Origin of the sequence: Flavobacterium sp. 1355, assembly GCF_017833415.1 — a bacterium.
Lineage (GTDB): Bacteria > Bacteroidota > Bacteroidia > Flavobacteriales > Flavobacteriaceae > Flavobacterium.
Genome location: NZ_JAFICC010000010.1, coordinates 1 through 18351, shown reverse-complemented (window position 1 = coordinate 18351; position 18351 = coordinate 1). Strand labels below are relative to the sequence as shown.

Below are 18351 nucleotides of genomic sequence, written 5' to 3'. Positions count from 1 at the left end.
TTAATGTTAAAAGTAAAAATTCCATCTTTTAAATTCTAAACTCCAATTTTATTAAATTATCAACATAAAGTTTTTAATTTGTGTTTGGATTTTAGAATTTAAAATTTGGAATTTAAATGTTTATTTATTCTTCAGTTGCAGGAGCCTCAACAGCTGGTGCAGCTTCTACAGCAGGAGCAGCAGCTTCAGCAGCAGGAGCTTCTTCTGTGAAAACTTCAGTTTCTTTGTCAGAACCTCTGTCAGAAAGACCTTCGATTACAGCAGCAGTTACTAAAGATAAAATTTTGTCAATTGATTTAGAAGCATCATCATTTGCAGGAATAACGTAATCAACCTCTCTCGGGTCAGAATTCGTATCAACCATTGCGAAAACTGGAATGTTTAATTTTTGTGCTTCTTTTATTGCGATGTGTTCAGCTTTGATATCTACTACGAACAATGCAGCTGGTAGTCTAGACATATCAGCAATTGAACCTAAGTTTTTCTCCAATTTAGCACGTAGACGATCAACTTGCAAACGCTCTTTTTTAGATAACGTCATGAAAGTACCATCTTTCTTCATTTTATCAATAGAAGACATTTTTTTAACTGCCTTTCTGATAGTTACGAAGTTAGTCAGCATTCCACCAGGCCATCTTTCAGTGATGTAAGGCATGTTTGCAGCTTTTGCTTTATCAGCAACGATGTCTTTTGCTTGTTTTTTGGTAGCTACGAATAAGATTTTTCTACCTGATGCAGCGATTTTTTTCAAAGCTTCGTTAGCTTCTTCAATTTTAGCTGCAGTTTTATATAGATTGATAATGTGAATACCATTACGTTCCATATAAATGTAAGGAGCCATGTTTGGATCCCATTTTCTAGTCATGTGTCCGAAGTGAACACCTGCTTCTAGTAAGTCTTTTACTTCTATTTTGTTTGCCATTTTTGTACTAGTTTACGTTCTGTTGATTAGCAATGTATAAATGGCGGTTTCCCAGGCTTTATACATTTAGATGCTAAACTATTTCCTACCTCGATAGGAGAGCAACAATAACTGTGTTTTTTAATTTCAATAAATAATTGATAATGTCTTGTCCCATCTGAACAAGACAGGTAATATTAACGTTTAGAGAATTGGAATCTCTTACGAGCTTTCTTCTGACCGAATTTCTTACGTTCAACCATTCTTGGGTCTCTTGTTAATAAACCTTCTGGTTTAAGGATAGCTCTGTTTTCAATGTTCACTTCACACATTGCACGTGCTAATGCCATTCTTACAGCTTCTGCCTGACCAGTTGAACCACCTCCGTAAACGTTTACTTTTACATCAAAGTTACCAGCGTTTTCTGTCATAGACATTGGCTGTAATACTTTGTATTGTAAAGTTGCAGTTGGAAAGTAAGTTGCGAATTCTTTTTTGTTTACAGTGATTTTTCCTGTTCCTTCAGAAACATATACACGTGCAACAGCGGTTTTTCTTCTACCGATTTTGTGAATAACTCCCATTACTTAAGATCGTTTAGGTTAACAGTTCTAGGTTTTTGAGCTCCGTGAGTATGCTCAGCACCTACAACAACATTTAGATTTCTAAAAAGTTCAGCTCCTAATTTGTTTTTAGGTAACATTCCTTTTACAGCTTTTTCTACTAATAATGCAGGGTTTTTAGATTGCAATACTTTAGCAGTTAAAGTTCTTTGTCCTCCTGGGTAACCTGTATGACGCATGTAAATTTTGTCATTCATCTTTGTACCTGTAAGGTTAATTTTTTCTGAGTTGATAACAATTACGTTATCTCCACAGTCAACGTGCGGTGTATAACTTGGCTTGTACTTACCTCTTAAGATCATTGCAACCTTTGAAGCAAGACGTCCTAAGTTATGACCTTCAGCGTCAACAACAATCCACTCTTTAGTTACAGTGGCTTTGCTAGCTGAAACTGTTTTGTAGCTTAATGCGTCCATAATATTATTTTAATTAAACATTCCATCCCCAATAAAGGGGATGCAAAAGTACAATTAATTATTTTAAAACCAAATACCTTAAAAGATTATTTTAACTGCTGATTTTCAGGTGTTAATTTTTCATCGAAAACAATAAAAAAACCATCTTTACAAAATTAAGTAAAGATGGTTAGTAATTGGCTTATAAAAAAACAATTTATACTATAAATATATTTGCTATATCTACAACTTGCTGTGTAGTAAGTGGTTCGTCATATGCTTCTGATCCTGCCGCTGCACCAAATAAGGTTGCAGTGTTGTAACCTGCCTGCATGGTAACGCCTTCTCCATTATAAACAGCCTGTGTAGCTTCTGGCATTCCGGCGCCTCTTTCGCTGTTAGAAATCCATCCTTTTAAACCACGTAGTCGTCGCACTTCTGATGCATGTCGTGCTTCAACAGAATGTATTTGTAATGCGGCAGTTAATAAATCGGGAGTAGAAATAAGATTTGCTGCCTGACCTTTATAGGCTCTTACACCAGTGTCTTCAAACGCTTGCGCTAATGCTAAAAAAGTCGGGTAATCACCAAAGGGATCAAACGCGCCGCCAACAGTAAAATCAAAAGTTGGTTTTGGGACAAAATTAGCACTCATTGTTCCTCCGAGTCCTGCAATCAAGAATTTTACATGATCTGCTTCATGATCTGCTATTTGTTGAAATACTTTTAAATCACGTCCTCCATTTTCTGATGCCGGAATAACTCCTGAATCTAATGCCATGGCGTAGAATTCATTCTCAAGATATTCTAAGGTCAAAGCAAATTGCAAAGCTCCGATTGGAGTAGCGGGAGTTGCAGTGATGTCTTGTGCCATTGCCTTATTTGCCAAAGCAGATAAACCAAATGGTATAGATGCAAATGCTAAATTTTTTCCAAGATTTCCAAATTGTGTAAAACTGTCTCTTCTTGAACCTGTGGCAGTCATAAGACCTTCGTTGGTAAATGACTCTATAAATTTTAAGATATTCATAATTTCTAGTTTTTAAAAATGGATTAATATTAAGGTAGATATTTAGCTGTAAATTCTGTTGTAATAAAACCGCCTGCAATGGCTAATATTTTAGAAGGATCTTTTGCATCATCCAGTCCTGTACTCATATTTACAATATCGTCTCCTGCAAAATCTTTAGAATTTGGATTAATCAAACTTCTGATTGCTGATGCATGTCTTGCTTCAACAGAAACAATTTTCCCGGCCAATAATAAATAGTCAGCATTTTTTATCAATTTTCCTGCACCATTATAAGCAGCAACACCCGTATCTTCAAGAGCTTTAGCAGTTGCAAGAACATCTGCACGGCTGTTAAAGTTCAATGATCCATAATTAAAAGCCAATGTTGGCAATAATTGAGACCCCGGGTCCGGAAGTCCTCCGCTTAATGCGGCTTTAAAGAAATCTCTGTGAACAACTTCGTGATGATATAAATCGGTAAGTACCTGTTTTTCTATTTCATTAAAAGTAGCATTAAAGCCTGATGCATTTACAACTTTAGTATAAAAATCAGCTTCTAATTGCTCTAATGCGTACGCATATGTGAGCACACCAAAATCTCCTGCGCCCAAATCAAATTTTCCGTTTTTAATTCCTGGCAGCATATTGTCTACAACAGGATCATCATTGTCATTATCACTGCAGCCGGCCATGATTAATCCTGCTCCAACGAGAGTTAGTCCGCTTAGTTTGAGAAAATTCCTTCTGTTGTTCAGCGAAGCGTCTACTTCCTGAACCTTTACTTCGTTTTTCATAATTAATAATTTTTACGTGGTTATTAATAGTATTTACATTTTCATGTATTAGTTTACTTACGAAGTTTTATTAGAAGCGGTTTTCAGAATTAGTTTAATTTTTTATTTTCTTTATAATTCTCTTAACAACAAATGAAACATGATAAAATTTTAATGTAGTCTTCGATGTATTTTGTTGTAATTTCACTAATTCTACTATATTTGTACTAATTCCATAAATATGATAGAATGAAAGCTAAAGCAACTTTAAAACAAATCGCGAAAGAACTTAATGTTTCTGTATCAACAGTTTCTAAAGCGCTTAATGATAGCCCTGAAATCAGTGAGCAGACTAAGATCAAAATTAAGGAGTATGCTAAACTGAAGAATTACAAACCAAATGTGATTGGTCTGAATTTAAAGAATCGTAAGACAAAAACTATTGGAGTTATTATACCTAATATATTGAACTCGTTTTTTGCAAAGGTTTTTAGCGGAATCGAAAAAGTAGCGGATAAAAAGGGATACAATGTAATTACCTGTATTTCTAATGAATCTTTAGAAAAAGAAATCCATACACTGGAGATGCTTAGTAACGGAACTATTGACGGTTTTATATTATCAGTTTCTGAAGAAGCGCAAAAGCTGCAGGAATACAATCATTTTTCGGCTATTATAAACGATGGAACTCCAATTGTAATGTTTGACAGAATTGCTGATGAAGTAGAATGTGATAAGGTAGTAGTGGATGATTTTGATTCGGCTTTAAACTCAACTCAGCATTTAATTAACCTGGGATGTAAAAACATTGCTCTGATTTCTTCTGTAGATAATCTAAGTGTGGGAAAATTGAGAGCCGATGGATATTTAAAAGCATTAAAAGACAATAATATACCGGTAAACGAAAAAATTATTCTTCGTACGGATTCTGAAGATGATATGAAGGCTAAAATCGATGCAATTTTTGATCATAAAATTGACGCAATTTTTGCTTTGGATGAAAATGATTCAGTTGCCGCTTTAAGAGTAAGTCTGAAAAAAGGATTTAGAGTTCCGGAAGATATTTCGATAATAGGTTTTGCTGACGGAATTTTGGCTTCAAGACGTTTATCACCAAGTTTAACCACAGTAAGCCAGCACGGAATCGAAATCGGAGAGGTTGCTGCCAAAAGGTTAATCAAAAGACTCGAAGAAAACGAAGAAGAAACATCAGATTATGAAACAATTGTTATCAAAACAGTATTGAAGGAACGAGAATCTACAAGAAAAGTTTAAAGTATAAAAAAACCATCCGACGCGGATGGTTTTTTTATAAGTGAATTCTTTCTATTTCAAATCATAAGGAAACTTAGGGTTTTTAAATTTCTTTAATTTTTCAAATGGTACAAGGAATGATTCTTCGCAGGATCTTGCTGCTCTGTAAAAAATTGGCGTGAACTCAATTCCTTTTTCGGTATAACTCCAGGAAGGAAAATCCCAATATTCTTCATTAGTATAGTCACACGGATCATCATCAGTATTTTTTGGTTTTTCAAAATGTTCCTGAGAGTTAAGTACAGCAAGTAGTTTGGGAGCAAAATAGGTACTTCTATACTTAGAAAACGCTGAAAAATCACTTTCTTTTTCGGTAGTTGCGCTTTTATCAAAAGCAATTATATCATCAATCTCATAATTTTTTCCACTATTTAGATCAATCAGATAGCCACTGCCTCCAAAATCAGGGTGTGCACCGCCACAGTAATAAGACGAAAAGATTTCGAAACCTAATAAGTTTGCATTTAAAAATTTTATACTTGTGCTGCCCTCAATTCCCTGACCATTACTATATTCAAAACTTGAGGAGCAACTTAGCTGATTCAATGTGTTCTGAATATGTATTTCTTCTAAAACAGGATTAATTACAGCTTTGTTTTTCTCTGAAAAATTATTTCCAAGTCTAAAAAAATCAGAACTGCAATGTTTCTCAGAATACCAGATAATTTCTTTGTTGTTGTAAATTGTGGTTTTCTGTTTTTTAAATTCAAGAAATTTATATTTTACCAGATTTAAACGCTCATCATCAAACCTAATGGTAATATTTGATTTGTAATTATCAAAATTTACAGGCTCAAGATGCACGGCCAGTTGCTTTTCTTTAGCATCATACCAAAAACCGTCAAAATTATTACCTGATTTTTTCAGGTAAAATTTTTCAGTAATAATATCGCCGGGCTTAAAATAGAAGGTAAAATTATTACCGTCTTTTAACTTTCCTTCCAGTTTAATATCTTTTAATGAATTTCTATAGAAATAGACGGCATTGAGACTCGTCTCATTATCTGATTTATAAACCTGAACAGTCATAAAAATTTTGCTTTTATCTAAAGTTCCTTCCAGATAATAAGTCTTATCCTGACATACAGCAAGAAGAGAATAAAAAAGAAAAAAGAATACAATAAGTTTTCTCATCTTGTTCTTAATGCGCTTCTAACCAGTCTTTACCCAAACCAAGTTCTACTTCCAATGGAACCGCCATTTTAAAAGCATTTTCCATTTCATGTTTAATCATGGGCTGAATTTTTTCCAGTTCGTCATTATGCACATCAAACACAAGCTCATCATGCACCTGAAGCAGCATTCTTGATTTCCAGTTTTCTTCTTTTAATTTTTTATGAATGTTGATCATCGCGATCTTAATTACATCGGCAGCACTTCCCTGAATTGGTGCATTGACAGCATTTCGTTCGGCAGCACTTCTAACAACAGCATTTGCAGAATTGATGTCTTTTAAATAACGGCGACGTCCTAAAATAGTCTGTACGTACCCTTTTTCTCGTGCAAATTCTATTTGTTCATTAATATAAGATCGTAATCTTGGGTACGTTTTATAGTATGCTTCGATCAGTGCAGCACTTTCGCTTCTTGACAATGAAGTCTGATTGCTTAATCCAAAAGCAGAAACACCGTAAATAATACCAAAGTTTACTGTTTTTGCATTGCTTCTTTGCTCACGGCTAACATCTTCTAAGGCAACATCAAATACTTTTGAAGCAGTTGCTCTGTGAATATCTTCTCCGTTTCGAAAAGCGGCAATCATATTTTCTTCTCCGCTTAAGGCGGCAATAATTCTTAATTCTATCTGAGAGTAATCGGCAGATATTAAAGTGTGGTTTTCATCGCGTGCCACAAAAGCTTTACGAATCTGACGGCCTCTTTCTGTACGAATCGGAATATTCTGCAAGTTTGGATTGTTTGAACTCAAACGCCCTGTTGCTGCAACCGTCTGCATATAATCGGTATGAACACGCAAAGTCTTTTTGTCTACTTGCTCCGGCAAGGCCAGAATATAAGTGCTTTGCAGCTTTACCATCTGGCGCCAGTCCAAAATTTGTTTTACAATTGGGTTGTCATTAGCCAGGTAAGTCAAAACTTCTTCTCCTGTTGCATATTGGCCCGTTTTTGTTTTCTTTTGTTTTACTCCTCCGATTTTAAGTTTATCAAATAAAATGTCTCCTAATTGTTTTGGAGAAGCAAGGTTAAATTTCTCGCCGGCCGTTTCGTATATTTTTTCTTCTAAAGATTTGATTTCAACATCCATTTCTTTAGACATTGCGCTTAAAAACTCAACATCAAGGCGAATTCCTTCTGTTTCCATATCAGCTAAAACACTTACTAACGGAATTTCAATTTCGTCAAATAATTTTTTAGTTTCTGTTTTGTCTAATTCTGATGTAAAAACTTCTTTTAACTGTAAAGTAATATCGGCATCTTCTGCGGCATATTCCTTAATTTCTTCAAGGGCAACCTCACGCATTGAGATTTGGTTTTTACCTTTTTTACCAATTAAAGTTTCAATAGATTTTGGCGAATATTTCAGATATGTTTCAGCCAGAATATCCATATTGTGGCGCATATCAGGATTAAGCAGATAATGCGCAATCATAGTATCAAAAAGTTTTCCTTTTACAGTAACTCCGTATTTCGATAAAATCTTCAGGTCATATTTTAAGTTCTGACCAATTTTCTCAATGCTTTCATTTTCAAAAAACGGAATAAATTTTTCAATTAAAGTCTGAGCTGCTTCCCGACTTTCCGGAAACGGTACATAATACCCTTTTCCTTTCTCGTAAGAAAATGAAATTCCGACCAATTCTGCATTCAAAGCATCCAAACCTGTAGTTTCAGTATCAAAACATACTGAAGTTTGTTTTTGCAGATTTTGCAAAAGCAATTTTATTCCCAAATCGCCTTCAACAGCCTGATAGGAGTGAGTTGTAGTTTCTAATGTTTCATAAAACGAAGTTCTGGTATGTTCCGGATTTTCGCTGTCTGTGGTTCCGCCACCAAAAAGATCAAATTGGTCTTCGTTTTTAGGTTGTGGTTTTTTGTACAATTTGGCTTCAGAAGCTGCACTTTGGGTTTCAGTTGCTCCTCCAAATTTGAACAGGTTGTCAAACTGTTCTGCCATTCTCCTGAATTCCAGTTCCTGAAAGATAGCATCTGTTTTTTCAATATCAGGGCGGGTTAATTCATAATCTTTTTCATTAAAAGTAACATCGCAGTCTATAATAATTGTCGCCAGTTTTTTAGAAAGCAGACCTTTCTCTTTATTGGCTTCAATATTTTCTTTCATTTTTCCTTTTAGCAAATGCGTGTTTGCCAAAAGATTTTCCATTGATCCAAACTCTTTCAGGAATTTTTTGGCCGTAACCTCACCAACGCCAGGCAATCCTGGGATATTATCGACAGCATCACCCATCATTCCAAGAAAATCGATTACCTGTTCCGGTCTTTCAATTTCGAATTTGGCTAAAACTTCAGGAACCCCCCAGATTTCAATTCCATTACCCATTCGGGCAGGTTTGTACATGAAGATATTTTCAGAAACCAATTGTGCAAAATCTTTATCCGGCGTCACCATATAGACTTTGTAATTTTGTTTTTCTGCTTGTTTGGCAATCGTACCAATTAAATCATCAGCTTCACAGCCGTTAGCTTCAATAATCGGGATATGCATTGCATTTAGCAAATCCTGAATATAAGGAATTGCAAGCCTGATCGCTTCAGGAGTTTCATCGCGATTTGCTTTATATTCGGTATACATTTCTGTTCTTACGTGACTTCCACCTTTATCAAAAGCAACTGCCAAATGATCCGGTTTCTCTCTTTTGATTACGTCCAGGAGTGAGTTCATAAAACCCATAATGGCAGATGTATCCATTCCTTTAGAATTAATTCTTGGGTTCTTTATGAAGGCATAATATCCGCGAAAAATTAATGCATAAGCATCCAGAAGAAAAAGACGTTTTTGAGTTGACATAGAAAAATTTTTAGTCTGTAAAAATAAACAATTGGGTTTTAAAAAGATTCTGTTTTTTAAATTAAAATTGTTAAGTTTTATAACAAAAAAAAATCTACCGTATATATTATATCAGTTTGATATAACGATTTATGTGCAAAATATTTTAAAGGAATTTGTATAGGTTTTATCGGCTTTTGTTAATATCTGGTTAAAATTTTTAGTATAAGTGGTTTCTTCATTTTGTCTTCATTTTACGAAGGTAATTTTGATCTGTAAAATAAAGAGATGTTAATTTAAACAATAGAAATCATGAGAAATTTTTTGATGGTACTCGTAGCAGTTTTAGGAACAGGTGCAATGGTTCAGGCATTTCCTCCTGTAAAAAATACTCCGGCAAAAGAAGTAAAAGCAACAAAAGAACCTAAAGCGAAAACGGATAAAAAAGCCAAAGGCGATAAAAAACAGGCTTCAAAAACTGAAACTGCAAAAGTGAAAAAATAAGTATCGTTTTTTATTTTGTTTTCGATGGATTGTAAGGAGACAAAAACAGAAAAAGGTAATTATAAAAAGCAGAAGGGAAAAAGCTGATAAAGTAATTTATCGGCTTTTTTGATTCGTTAAATTTTTAATAACAGGCAACAGGAGCTTTATAATTGCTTAATTTTAGTTGCTCTTAGAATTTTATTGCTATGAATATTTTAATTGTTGAAGATACTAAAGAACTTGCTGCAGAAGTCAATGACTTTTTGTGCAATACAGGCTATGTGTGCAAAAGTGTACACAACTGTGAAGAGGCTTTAGAAGAAGTTGCCAGTAATGATTATGATGCAATGTTACTTGATCTTGGTTTACCCGACGGAGATGGTTTTGAGGTGTTGAAAGCTGTTCGTAAAACCAAATCAAAAATGGCCGTAATTGTAATTACCGCGCGTGGGGAGCTGGACGACAGAATAAACGGTTTGCATCTTGGTGCCGATGATTATCTGACGAAACCTTTTGCATTGACCGAACTCAGTGCGCGTTTGTTTGCCGTTATCCGAAGAATGCATGGTTTTACTATGAATGATTTATTAATACATGGTTTTTCATTGCAATTGCAGGATTACAGAGTAAGTTATAGTGATGTCCCTGTTAATTTGACTAAAAAGGAATTTGATATTTTTCAATATTTAGTATTAAATAAAAACCGGGTTATTACAAGATTACAGTTAACAGAGCATATTTGGGGAGATATTCTGGAAGTAAATTCAGACTCGAACTTTATTGATGTTCATGTTAGGAATCTCAGAAAAAAATTAGACAAACATACCGATATTAGCTGGTTTGAAACTGTTCGGAATGTCGGATACCGAATTAATGAATAAATAATTATTTGTGAAAATAAAACACCAATTAGCTATTTTTAATGCACTGACAAGATTGTTAGTAATTTTAATATTATGGCTGACACTTCCCATTTTGGTCGAAAATGTGGTTTACAGGCATATTAATAATAGTTTATTTGAAAAGAAGAAAAAGTTTATTGATCATCTGAATCAAAATGAAATTAATGATTTTATTGAAAATTCTAATGATTCAACAGATACCTATTCTCAGTTTTCGACCCTTCATAGCGAGTTTTTGGTGCTTTCAAAAGTTTCTTCCAAATCTCATCAGAAAAAAACAACTTTTAGTAATGACTACAGAATTATTGAAGGGGAACAAAATGAGTACCGTATTTTGCAGCACCATTTTACCTACGAAAATCAGGATTATCAACTCGAAATAGGCAGTAACCTTAGTGAGGTAAAAGACCTCACTTTTATCATTCGGTTTTTTATTCTTATTGTTTTTGGAGTCATACTTTTAATTACTTTTTTGGCTGATACATTTTTTATAGAATATCTCCTGAAACCTTTTTATAAAATAATTGACACTAAGATTCGACGTGTTAACCAGCCCGAAGCGTTTGACCATACTCCAATAAACGCAAAATCACGTGATTTCAGGGAACTTGATTTGGTTTTAAATCAAATGATGGATCGTATTGCCGAACTTTTTAAAAAAGAAAAGCAATTTATTTCGAATGTTTCCCACGAACTTCTTACACCAATTTCATTGCTCAAAAATAAGTTAGAAAACTTACTACAGAATAATTCTCTGGATGATAATGCTATTGACAAAATAGCAAGCTCTCTTAAGACATTAGACATGCTAAAAAAAATCATTAATAATTTATTATTGATTTCCAGAATAGAAAATAATCAATACTCGACTGATGAGGATATTCATTTTTATGAAATCATAACAGATATGCAGGAGGATCTTCAGGATAGAATAGAAGACAGGGAAATTACTTTTTCAAACATCATGAAGCATGATTTTAGTTTTAAAGGCAACAAGACCCTTGTTCATATTCTGATTTATAACCTAATTACAAATGCTATAAAATATAATAAGCAAGGTGGAAGAATTACAGTTGCTGACGGATTCTCAGATGGGATGTATTTTATATGTATTGAAGATTCTGGAATTGGAATGGATCCTTCTCAAATTGAAAAAATATTCAACAGGTTTACCCGAATAAATTCTGATCAGGACGGGCAGGGGTTAGGGCTGGCTATTGCTGATAGTATAGCATCTCTTCATCATATAGAAATTAAGGTTACTTCAAGAAATCTTGAAGGCACAAAATTTACTCTTTTGTTCCCGAAAACAGAAAAGGCATAATTAAAAGTTAATTTTTTTTAACAATACTAATCTTCATTTTATCTTCATTTGGCGATTATATCTTTGACTTATAAATAATGAAAATAATAAAAATTTATAAAATTCAAAGTCATGAAAAAATTAGTAATGTTAGCAGTAGCAATTTTAGGAACTACAGCAATGGTAAATGCTCAAACAACACCAGCTCAGGCAGCTCCGGCAAAAGAAGTTAAAGCAACTAAACACAACAAAAAAGAGGCTCACAAAAAAGCAAAAGCAGAGAAAAAAGAAGCTGCAAAAACAGAATCAGCTAAACCGGAAACAGCAAAAGCTAAAAAATAAATTGATTTTTTGTTTTAGTTTCATAAATTATTGTTTTGGGTTTATGAGATGATCAATAGAAAATAATTTTGGGTAGAGTAAAAAAGGCTGATAAAGAAACTTATCAGCCTTTTTGAATTATATTTGAGTTAAATTTTTTATAATAAAAAGCGATAAAAATTTCATTCTTTGTTACTTTGCTTAAAACTAAAACTAATGATCCTTCGTTTTGCCATTCTATGTGCTCTTTTTTTGTTTATTGAGTTCTATTCTTACCAAGCCTTTCGTACATTAATTAAACTGAGATGGGTTCTGGTTAGTTACCAAATTATAAGTGTACTGCTTTTAATTTTTATCATATATTCTTTTTCTCAAGTGGACAGATCCGTTGGCCAGACCAAACAATTTATGTTTACAACAGGCTTAATGCTGCTTGTATATGTTCCAAAAATTGTACTGACTTTGGTTTTATTTGGTGAAGATATTTTTAGAATAGGAGCTAGCATCCTAAACTATTTTGTCTATAATGCGCCAAGAAAAGAGATGATGCCTGATCGAAGAAAGTTTGTCAGTCAGATTGCTTTAGGATTGGCAGCTGTTCCTTTTTTATCATTGATTTACGGAATTTTTGAAGGAAAATATAATTACAAAGTAATTAAGCAGGCTGTCTTTTTTCCCGATCTTCCAGATGCTTTTGATGGTTTCAAAATAACTCAGATTTCTGATGTTCACAGCGGAAGTTTTGATAATCCTGAGAAAATCAATTACGCGATTGATTTAATAAACGAGCAGGAATCCGATATGATATTGTTTACAGGAGACATAGTTAATACTCATGCGACAGAAATGCATCCGTGGCTGAATGCTTTCAATCGTATTAAAGATTATAAATACGGTAAATTTTCAGTTTTAGGAAATCATGATTATGGTGAATATGTAATCTGGCCATCTGAAAAACAAAAGGATGAAAATTTTCAGGAGATCAAAAAACTATATGGTGATATAGGATTTAAATTGATGTTAAACGAACATATTTATATCCAGAAAGGTGATGATAAAATTGCTTTGATCGGAGTAGAGAATTGGGGAGTTAATTTTAAAAAAGTCGGAGATTTAAATAAAGCTTCTCAAAATGTAGCCCAGGAGGATTTTAAAATCCTGATGAGCCACGATCCAAGTCACTGGGATGCTGAAATTAAGAACCATCCTAAAAACTTTCATTTAACATTATCAGGACATACACACGGTATGCAGTTTGGCATCGAAATACCAGGATATTTTAAATGGAGCCTGGCACAATACATATATAGACAATGGGCAGGATTGTATGAAGAGGCCAGTAAATATATCTATGTCAACCGTGGCTTTGGTTTTCATGCTTATCCGGGAAGAGTTGGAATTATGCCCGAAATAACCGTTATTGAACTAAAAAAGGGTAAGAATGTGGCGTAATTCGTTAAAAATGCTACATTTGTATTAAATTATATCTTTTTAATAGATTAAAAGAATTAAATTTTTGGTTTTATGTCAAAATTTGGAGAACTTATAAATGCTCAGGTTCCGGTGTTAATTGATTTTTACACAGACTGGAACGAATCATCTGTATCAATGCATCCGGTTATTAAGGATGTGGCAGCTGCACTTGGCGATAAGGCCAAAGTTATTAAAATTGATGTAGATAAAAATCAGGAACTCGCTGAAGCGTTGCGTATAAAAGGACTTCCTACTTTAATGATTTATAAAGAAGGACAAATGATCTGGAGACAATCCGGAGAACTTGATGCCAATACAATAATAGGAATTGTTCAGGATCAGTTTAATGTATAATTTTGATTTTATTTAATGAATAATATCAAAAGCAAATCCGTTTTCTTTTAAAAAATGAAGTGTTTTAGGTAATGCAAATTTTAAATTTTGTGAAGCCTTTACACTATCGTGAAAAACAATTACACTTCCTGACTTTACATTTTTTGTAACATTCTCAAGACATTTTTCAGGAGTAATACTCTGATCAAAATCAGCACTTAATACATCCCACATTACAATTTTGTAGCCTAAATTTCGTAAGATTTTAGATTGTTCTTTTTTGATCTTTCCATAAGGAGGACGAAATATCAGAGCATTTAAGTTTTTTTCTTCAGAAAGAATTGCGGCGCAGTTTTTTACATTCTCTATATAATCATTCGTTTTGCTTTTCCAGCCATTAATATGGTTCATGGTATGATTTCCTATAGAATGCCCTTCAGCTATCAGTTTTTCAAATAGAGAAGCATTGGCTTTAATGTTTTTTCCAATACAAAAGAAAGTAGCTTTAGCTTCAAATTTTTTTAATTCGGATAAAACCCAATCAGTAACTTCAGGCGTAGGGCCGTCATCAAAAGTCAGGTATATTTTCTTTTCATTGTTTGGGATATCCCAGCAATATTTAGAAAACACCTTTTTTATAAATGCGTTAGTTTTTACCCAATAGAAGCTCATTTTTTATGATAGATATTTGTTATATGTAAAAATAAAAAATGTAACGCTATTTATCAAACAGCGCTACATTTTTTTAATTGCTATATTTTTCGTATATTATTCTTTCTCTCTTCCGAAACGTTCAAATACATTTACATATGTATTGAAGGTTGTTTTGTGTTTTTCGTAAAAGGCATTGTCCTTATTTGCTTTCATTACATCCAGTAAACTTCTGTAGCGCTCAATATCAGTAATAATATCAATAGCTAAGTCTGTTTGGTCTGAACTGCTTAGTGTCGCATAATAATTTAAATCCTCCTTATACTTACCAACAAGTTTATTAAGCAAATCTTGTGCTTTGGCAGTTTCGCCTACTTTGTAGTATCCATCTGCAAAAGGTTCTACCAATGAGTAATATCCAAATTTATCCAAAGGCATTTTTTTAACCGCTAAGTCAATTACATTTTTAGCCTTGTCAATTTTACCTTCTTCAATAAGCTGGTTCATTAAACGCGATAAATTTGTACGGTAAGTGATACTGTTTCTTCTTGTTTCAGGATCGTGATATATTTTATCGCTTTCACTGTTGCCCCAGTCCCATTTCATTACAATGTCGTACATTTTATCACCGTCAATTTGTCCCATATCCATTGGGCCGCCATCTTTTGATGGAGTATTTTTTACAGGCACCAATTTGTAGACCATCCCATCCAATTGTAAATAGTCTTTTAACCATAAATAATCTTCATCATCAAAAGCACCACCGCTAAAATAAATTGGTCTTTTCCAGTTATTGTTAGCCAAAATATCTAACATCATCAGGCGGTTTTTATACAAGGCGCTTCCTTTTATATCAATATCAAGATAAGGAACTATAGAATCATTGTATTTTGAGTTAACAACCTTGTTTTTAAGGATTAAATTTTTGTCAACCGGAACTCTGATTTTATTGGTCGGATAAAAGTGAATTGTTTGTCCGTTTTGTAATGCTACTGTTGATTTTGGATTTTTAATAAAATTAAGGAATCCTTTAATATCCCAGCGCGCTTCTGTTTTTGGTATATGTGCTACATAATCAAGCTTATCTCCAACATATTCAGAATGTGTAAAAGAGATAGGAAGCGCTTCAGATTCATATGATTTTGCTTTCATCTGGTCAATGTACCAATCTGTCATGAAAAGGCTCGTATTTACGATTTTTACGTCTCTACGGATACCTTCAATTTCCTGTGCATACCATAATGGGAAAGTATCATTATCTCCTATTGTAAACAAGATACCATTTTTATCACAAGAATTTAGATACGCTTTTGCCATTGCTACCGCAGTATATTTTCCGGATCTGTCGTGGTCATCCCAGTTTTGAGAAGCCATTAAAATAGGAGCAGCCAGTAAACTTCCTGCAATAATCACAGGCCCTGCAATTTTTGGAGCAAGATAATTCTTTATGGTCTCGTATAATGAATATACACCAAAGCCTATCCAGATTGCAAATACATAAAAAGATCCAACAAGAGCATAATCTCTTTCACGAGGTTCAAAAGGTCTTTCGTTTAGGTAAATTTTTAATGCTATTCCGGTAAACAAGAATAAGGCTAAAAGAACATAAAAACTTTTAAGATCTTTATTGGCATGATACATAAGCCCGATAAGGCCTAATATAAAAGGCAGGAAGTAATATACATTTCTTCCTTTATTGTTTACAACATCCGAAGGTAATTTATCCTGAGAACCAAGATGTAATGAATCAAAATACTTGATTCCGCTGATCCAGTTTCCATCCAGATTGTCATATTTTCCCTGAACATCATTTTGGCGGCCAACAAAATTCCACATTAGATATCTCCAGTACATATATCCAAATTGATATTCAAACATAAAACTGAAATTATCGACAGTCGTTGGTTTTTCGATAATTAAATAATCGCCATAACTTTTCAGGAATTTTACATATCCTTCATTGTCAATTTGCTTTTGCGCATACGCTCTTCTAAATTCAGAAACGGTTTTTTCAACCTCGTTGCGTAATTGAGCAGTCGCTTTATTATATTCATCTTCTGATAACTGGCTTGCGTCAATTCCGTATTTTGCTAAATCATCTTCATAAGGATATTCCGGATTTATTCTAAAACCAGGAGGATTGGTAAAGTTGATGTAATTCTGGATATGACCTGTTTCAGTACTCCACATTCTTGGAAGAATAGTTTTCTGATTGTCATCAGAATTTTGCTCTGCATTTTTATAATTGTTGGTAATGATGTATTTACCAGTTTTATAATCTCTTTCGTAGTTAGGTTTTTTGTCTAAGTAAGGAGTTTTTGCATCAAGACCGGCAAAAACTTCTGTGTATTGAGGGCCATAAAATAATGGGTTAACACCATATTGCTCACGGTTATAATAAGCTAAAACCTCAGTAGCATCAGATGGCTTATTCTCGTTTATAACTGTATTGGCATTTGCACGAACAGGTAACATAATCCAGGTAGAGAAACCTATTAGGATAAAGAGAATACAAAGGATGATAGTGTTATAGAAAATTAGCCCTTTTTGTCTGGTATATTTTAATCCAAAATAAAAGAAAGCAATAAAAAGTAACCCGACGAAAATAGTTCCCGAATTAAAAGGTAATCCTAAACTGTTTACCATGAAAATTTCGGTTTTACCAAAAAAAGCCATCGTCAGCGGAAGAAGCAATTTGAAAATAAAAAGCAATATACCTATAACTACAGCATTGGCAATAAGAAAGTTTTTTATAGTTACTTTTTCGTAATGCTTAAAATAATATAAGAATCCTATTGATGGAATAGTCAATAAAGCCATAAAGTGAACTCCAAAAGACAAACCAATAACAAGTGATATAATCAATAGCCATTTGTTCCCTCTAGGTTCGTCCATGTCCTGTTCCCAGCGCAGGCCCAGCCAAAATAATAAAGCAATTAATAAAGATGCCATTGCATAAACTTCCGCTTCCACTGCATTAAACCAAAAACTGTCTGAGAAAGTATAAGCCATAGCTCCCACAAAAGAGCTTCCTAAAATAACGATTGAATTATTTTGATCGACTTCTGTAAAGCGTGCTATAATTTTTTTCAAAATCATAGAAGAAGACCAGAACATAAAGAGAATAGTAAATGCACTCGAGAAAACAGACATCATATTTACCATTACTGCAACATGTTGTGCGTCTATAGCAAACATGGCAAAGAAAGCGCCCATCATTTGGAACAAAGGTGCTCCGGGTGGGTGACCAACTTGCAATTTAGCAGCTGTTGCAATGTATTCCCCACAATCCCAAAAGCTCATTGTAGGTTCAACAGTTAGTGTATAGGTGATTAAAGCGATTGCAAATGCAAACCAACCAATAATTGTATTCCATTTATTGAAATTGAATTGTGCCATATTTAGGTGTTATAATTTTGAATGTTTTCTATCCTACAAAGAAAATGTTTTTTTGTGTAAAGAATAGAGCATTAACAAAAAATTCTACAAAACTATTTGATAAAAGTAACCTATTGTTTCTGAAATACTTGTACAAGCATTAGCGATTTTGGAGAAAAAAAAATGAAAAAAAATGAAAATTTTTGCTCAAAAAGTTTGCACAAACTAAATAAAGCTTTAAATTTGCACTCGCTTAACCGCACTGCTGGTCTATGGTGTAATGGTAACACAACTGTTTTTGGTGCAGTCTTTCTAGGTTCGAGTCCTAGTAGACCAACATAAAAGCCTCTCAATTGAGAGGCTTTTTTTATGCAATGAATTTTCTAAAACCCAATTATTTTAAGTGTTTGCTAAAATTGGAATTTACGGATCAACACGAAAACCTGTGGATTTTGAAAATTTAAGCATAAATATTAGTTAGCCTAAAAAGAAAAAATTCAATATTCCTTACTCCTCTGAATT

At 33.6% G+C, this 18351-nt stretch carries 16 protein-coding genes and 1 tRNA gene; 8 read left to right on the top strand and 9 right to left on the bottom strand.

The genetic code is table 11. The features are described from left to right. Nucleotides 1-124: 124 nt before the first annotated feature. The 5 genes from rpsB to JOD96_RS13695 all read right to left on the bottom strand — a co-directional run bounded on the left by rpsB (nucleotide 125) and on the right by JOD96_RS13695 (nucleotide 3725). Complete coding sequence (gene rpsB / locus JOD96_RS13715; protein ID WP_209564809.1) at nucleotides 125-922, bottom strand: 30S ribosomal protein S2; 798 nt, start codon at nucleotides 920-922, stop codon at nucleotides 125-127. Nucleotides 923-1098: 176 nt separating this feature from the next. Beyond that, nucleotides 1099-1485 (bottom strand): 30S ribosomal protein S9, encoded by a 387-nt coding sequence (rpsI, locus tag JOD96_RS13710; protein WP_209564808.1) that lies wholly within the window; start codon nucleotides 1483-1485, stop codon nucleotides 1099-1101. Next, a complete protein-coding gene (rplM, locus tag JOD96_RS13705; RefSeq protein WP_035645324.1) occupies nucleotides 1485-1940 on the bottom strand; it encodes a 50S ribosomal protein L13 in 456 nt (151 codons plus the stop codon). Before rplM ends, rpsI begins: the two co-directional genes overlap by 1 nt. A 196-nt stretch (nucleotides 1941-2136) precedes the next feature. Then, on the bottom strand, nucleotides 2137-2949 hold the full coding sequence (locus JOD96_RS13700) for a ferritin-like domain-containing protein (protein WP_209564807.1): 813 nt from the start codon (nucleotides 2947-2949) through the stop codon (nucleotides 2137-2139). A gap of 29 nt (nucleotides 2950-2978) precedes the next feature. Beyond that, nucleotides 2979-3725: a ferritin-like domain-containing protein gene (locus JOD96_RS13695; RefSeq protein WP_209564806.1), complete on the bottom strand. Its 747-nt coding sequence runs from the start codon at nucleotides 3723-3725 to the stop codon at nucleotides 2979-2981. 228 nt (nucleotides 3726-3953) lie between these two features. Here JOD96_RS13695 and JOD96_RS13690 point away from each other — a divergent pair, with 228 nt between their 5' ends. Next, the gene (locus JOD96_RS13690; protein ID WP_209564805.1) at nucleotides 3954-4979 is read left to right on the top strand and encodes a LacI family DNA-binding transcriptional regulator; all 1026 of its coding nucleotides are present in this window, start codon (nucleotides 3954-3956) and stop codon (nucleotides 4977-4979) included. A 51-nt stretch (nucleotides 4980-5030) separates the two neighbouring features. Here JOD96_RS13690 and JOD96_RS13685 read toward each other — a convergent pair whose 3' ends face one another. Both JOD96_RS13685 and polA read right to left on the bottom strand, forming a co-directional pair. After that, nucleotides 5031-6152, bottom strand: a complete 1122-nt coding sequence (locus tag JOD96_RS13685) for a hypothetical protein (RefSeq protein ID WP_209564804.1) — start codon at nucleotides 6150-6152, stop codon at nucleotides 5031-5033. A gap of 7 nt (nucleotides 6153-6159) precedes the next feature. Continuing rightward, nucleotides 6160-9003 (bottom strand): DNA polymerase I, encoded by a 2844-nt coding sequence (gene polA, locus JOD96_RS13680; protein ID WP_209564803.1) that lies wholly within the window; start codon nucleotides 9001-9003, stop codon nucleotides 6160-6162. Nucleotides 9004-9294: 291 nt separating this feature from the next. Between polA and JOD96_RS13675 the strand changes: the two genes are divergently transcribed. The 6 genes from JOD96_RS13675 (at nucleotide 9295) to JOD96_RS13650 (ending at nucleotide 13821) form a co-directional block, all read left to right on the top strand. Next, complete coding sequence (locus tag JOD96_RS13675; RefSeq protein WP_209564802.1) at nucleotides 9295-9486, top strand: hypothetical protein; 192 nt, start codon at nucleotides 9295-9297, stop codon at nucleotides 9484-9486. A gap of 188 nt (nucleotides 9487-9674) precedes the next feature. Continuing rightward, nucleotides 9675-10349, top strand: coding sequence for a response regulator transcription factor (locus JOD96_RS13670; protein WP_209564801.1), 675 nt, complete (start codon nucleotides 9675-9677; stop codon nucleotides 10347-10349). A gap of 10 nt (nucleotides 10350-10359) precedes the next feature. Next, nucleotides 10360-11694 (top strand): HAMP domain-containing sensor histidine kinase, encoded by a 1335-nt coding sequence (locus JOD96_RS13665; protein WP_317195296.1) that lies wholly within the window; start codon nucleotides 10360-10362, stop codon nucleotides 11692-11694. Nucleotides 11695-11805: 111 nt separating this feature from the next. Further along, the gene (locus JOD96_RS13660) at nucleotides 11806-12015 is read left to right on the top strand and encodes a hypothetical protein (protein ID WP_209564800.1); all 210 of its coding nucleotides are present in this window, start codon (nucleotides 11806-11808) and stop codon (nucleotides 12013-12015) included. Nucleotides 12016-12210: 195 nt separating this feature from the next. Further along, nucleotides 12211-13446, top strand: coding sequence for a metallophosphoesterase (locus JOD96_RS13655; protein WP_209564799.1), 1236 nt, complete (start codon nucleotides 12211-12213; stop codon nucleotides 13444-13446). 72 nt (nucleotides 13447-13518) lie between these two features. Continuing rightward, nucleotides 13519-13821 carry a thioredoxin family protein gene (locus JOD96_RS13650; RefSeq protein WP_115843618.1) on the top strand — a complete coding sequence of 101 codons (303 nt, stop codon included), beginning with the start codon at nucleotides 13519-13521 and terminating at the stop codon, nucleotides 13819-13821. Nucleotides 13822-13833: 12 nt separating this feature from the next. On the opposite strand, the gene JOD96_RS13645 is transcribed toward JOD96_RS13650, so the two are convergent. Both JOD96_RS13645 and JOD96_RS13640 read right to left on the bottom strand, forming a co-directional pair. Continuing rightward, nucleotides 13834-14472 (bottom strand): polysaccharide deacetylase family protein, encoded by a 639-nt coding sequence (locus JOD96_RS13645; RefSeq protein ID WP_209564798.1) that lies wholly within the window; start codon nucleotides 14470-14472, stop codon nucleotides 13834-13836. Nucleotides 14473-14568: 96 nt separating this feature from the next. Beyond that, entirely contained in the window at nucleotides 14569-17850 is a 3282-nt protein-coding gene (locus JOD96_RS13640) for a DUF2723 domain-containing protein (RefSeq protein ID WP_209564797.1), read from the bottom strand. Nucleotides 17851-18095: 245 nt separating this feature from the next. Between JOD96_RS13640 and JOD96_RS13635 the strand changes: the two genes are divergently transcribed. Then, nucleotides 18096-18166: transfer RNA gene (locus JOD96_RS13635), tRNA-Gln, on the top strand. Nucleotides 18167-18351: the final 185 nt, after the last annotated feature.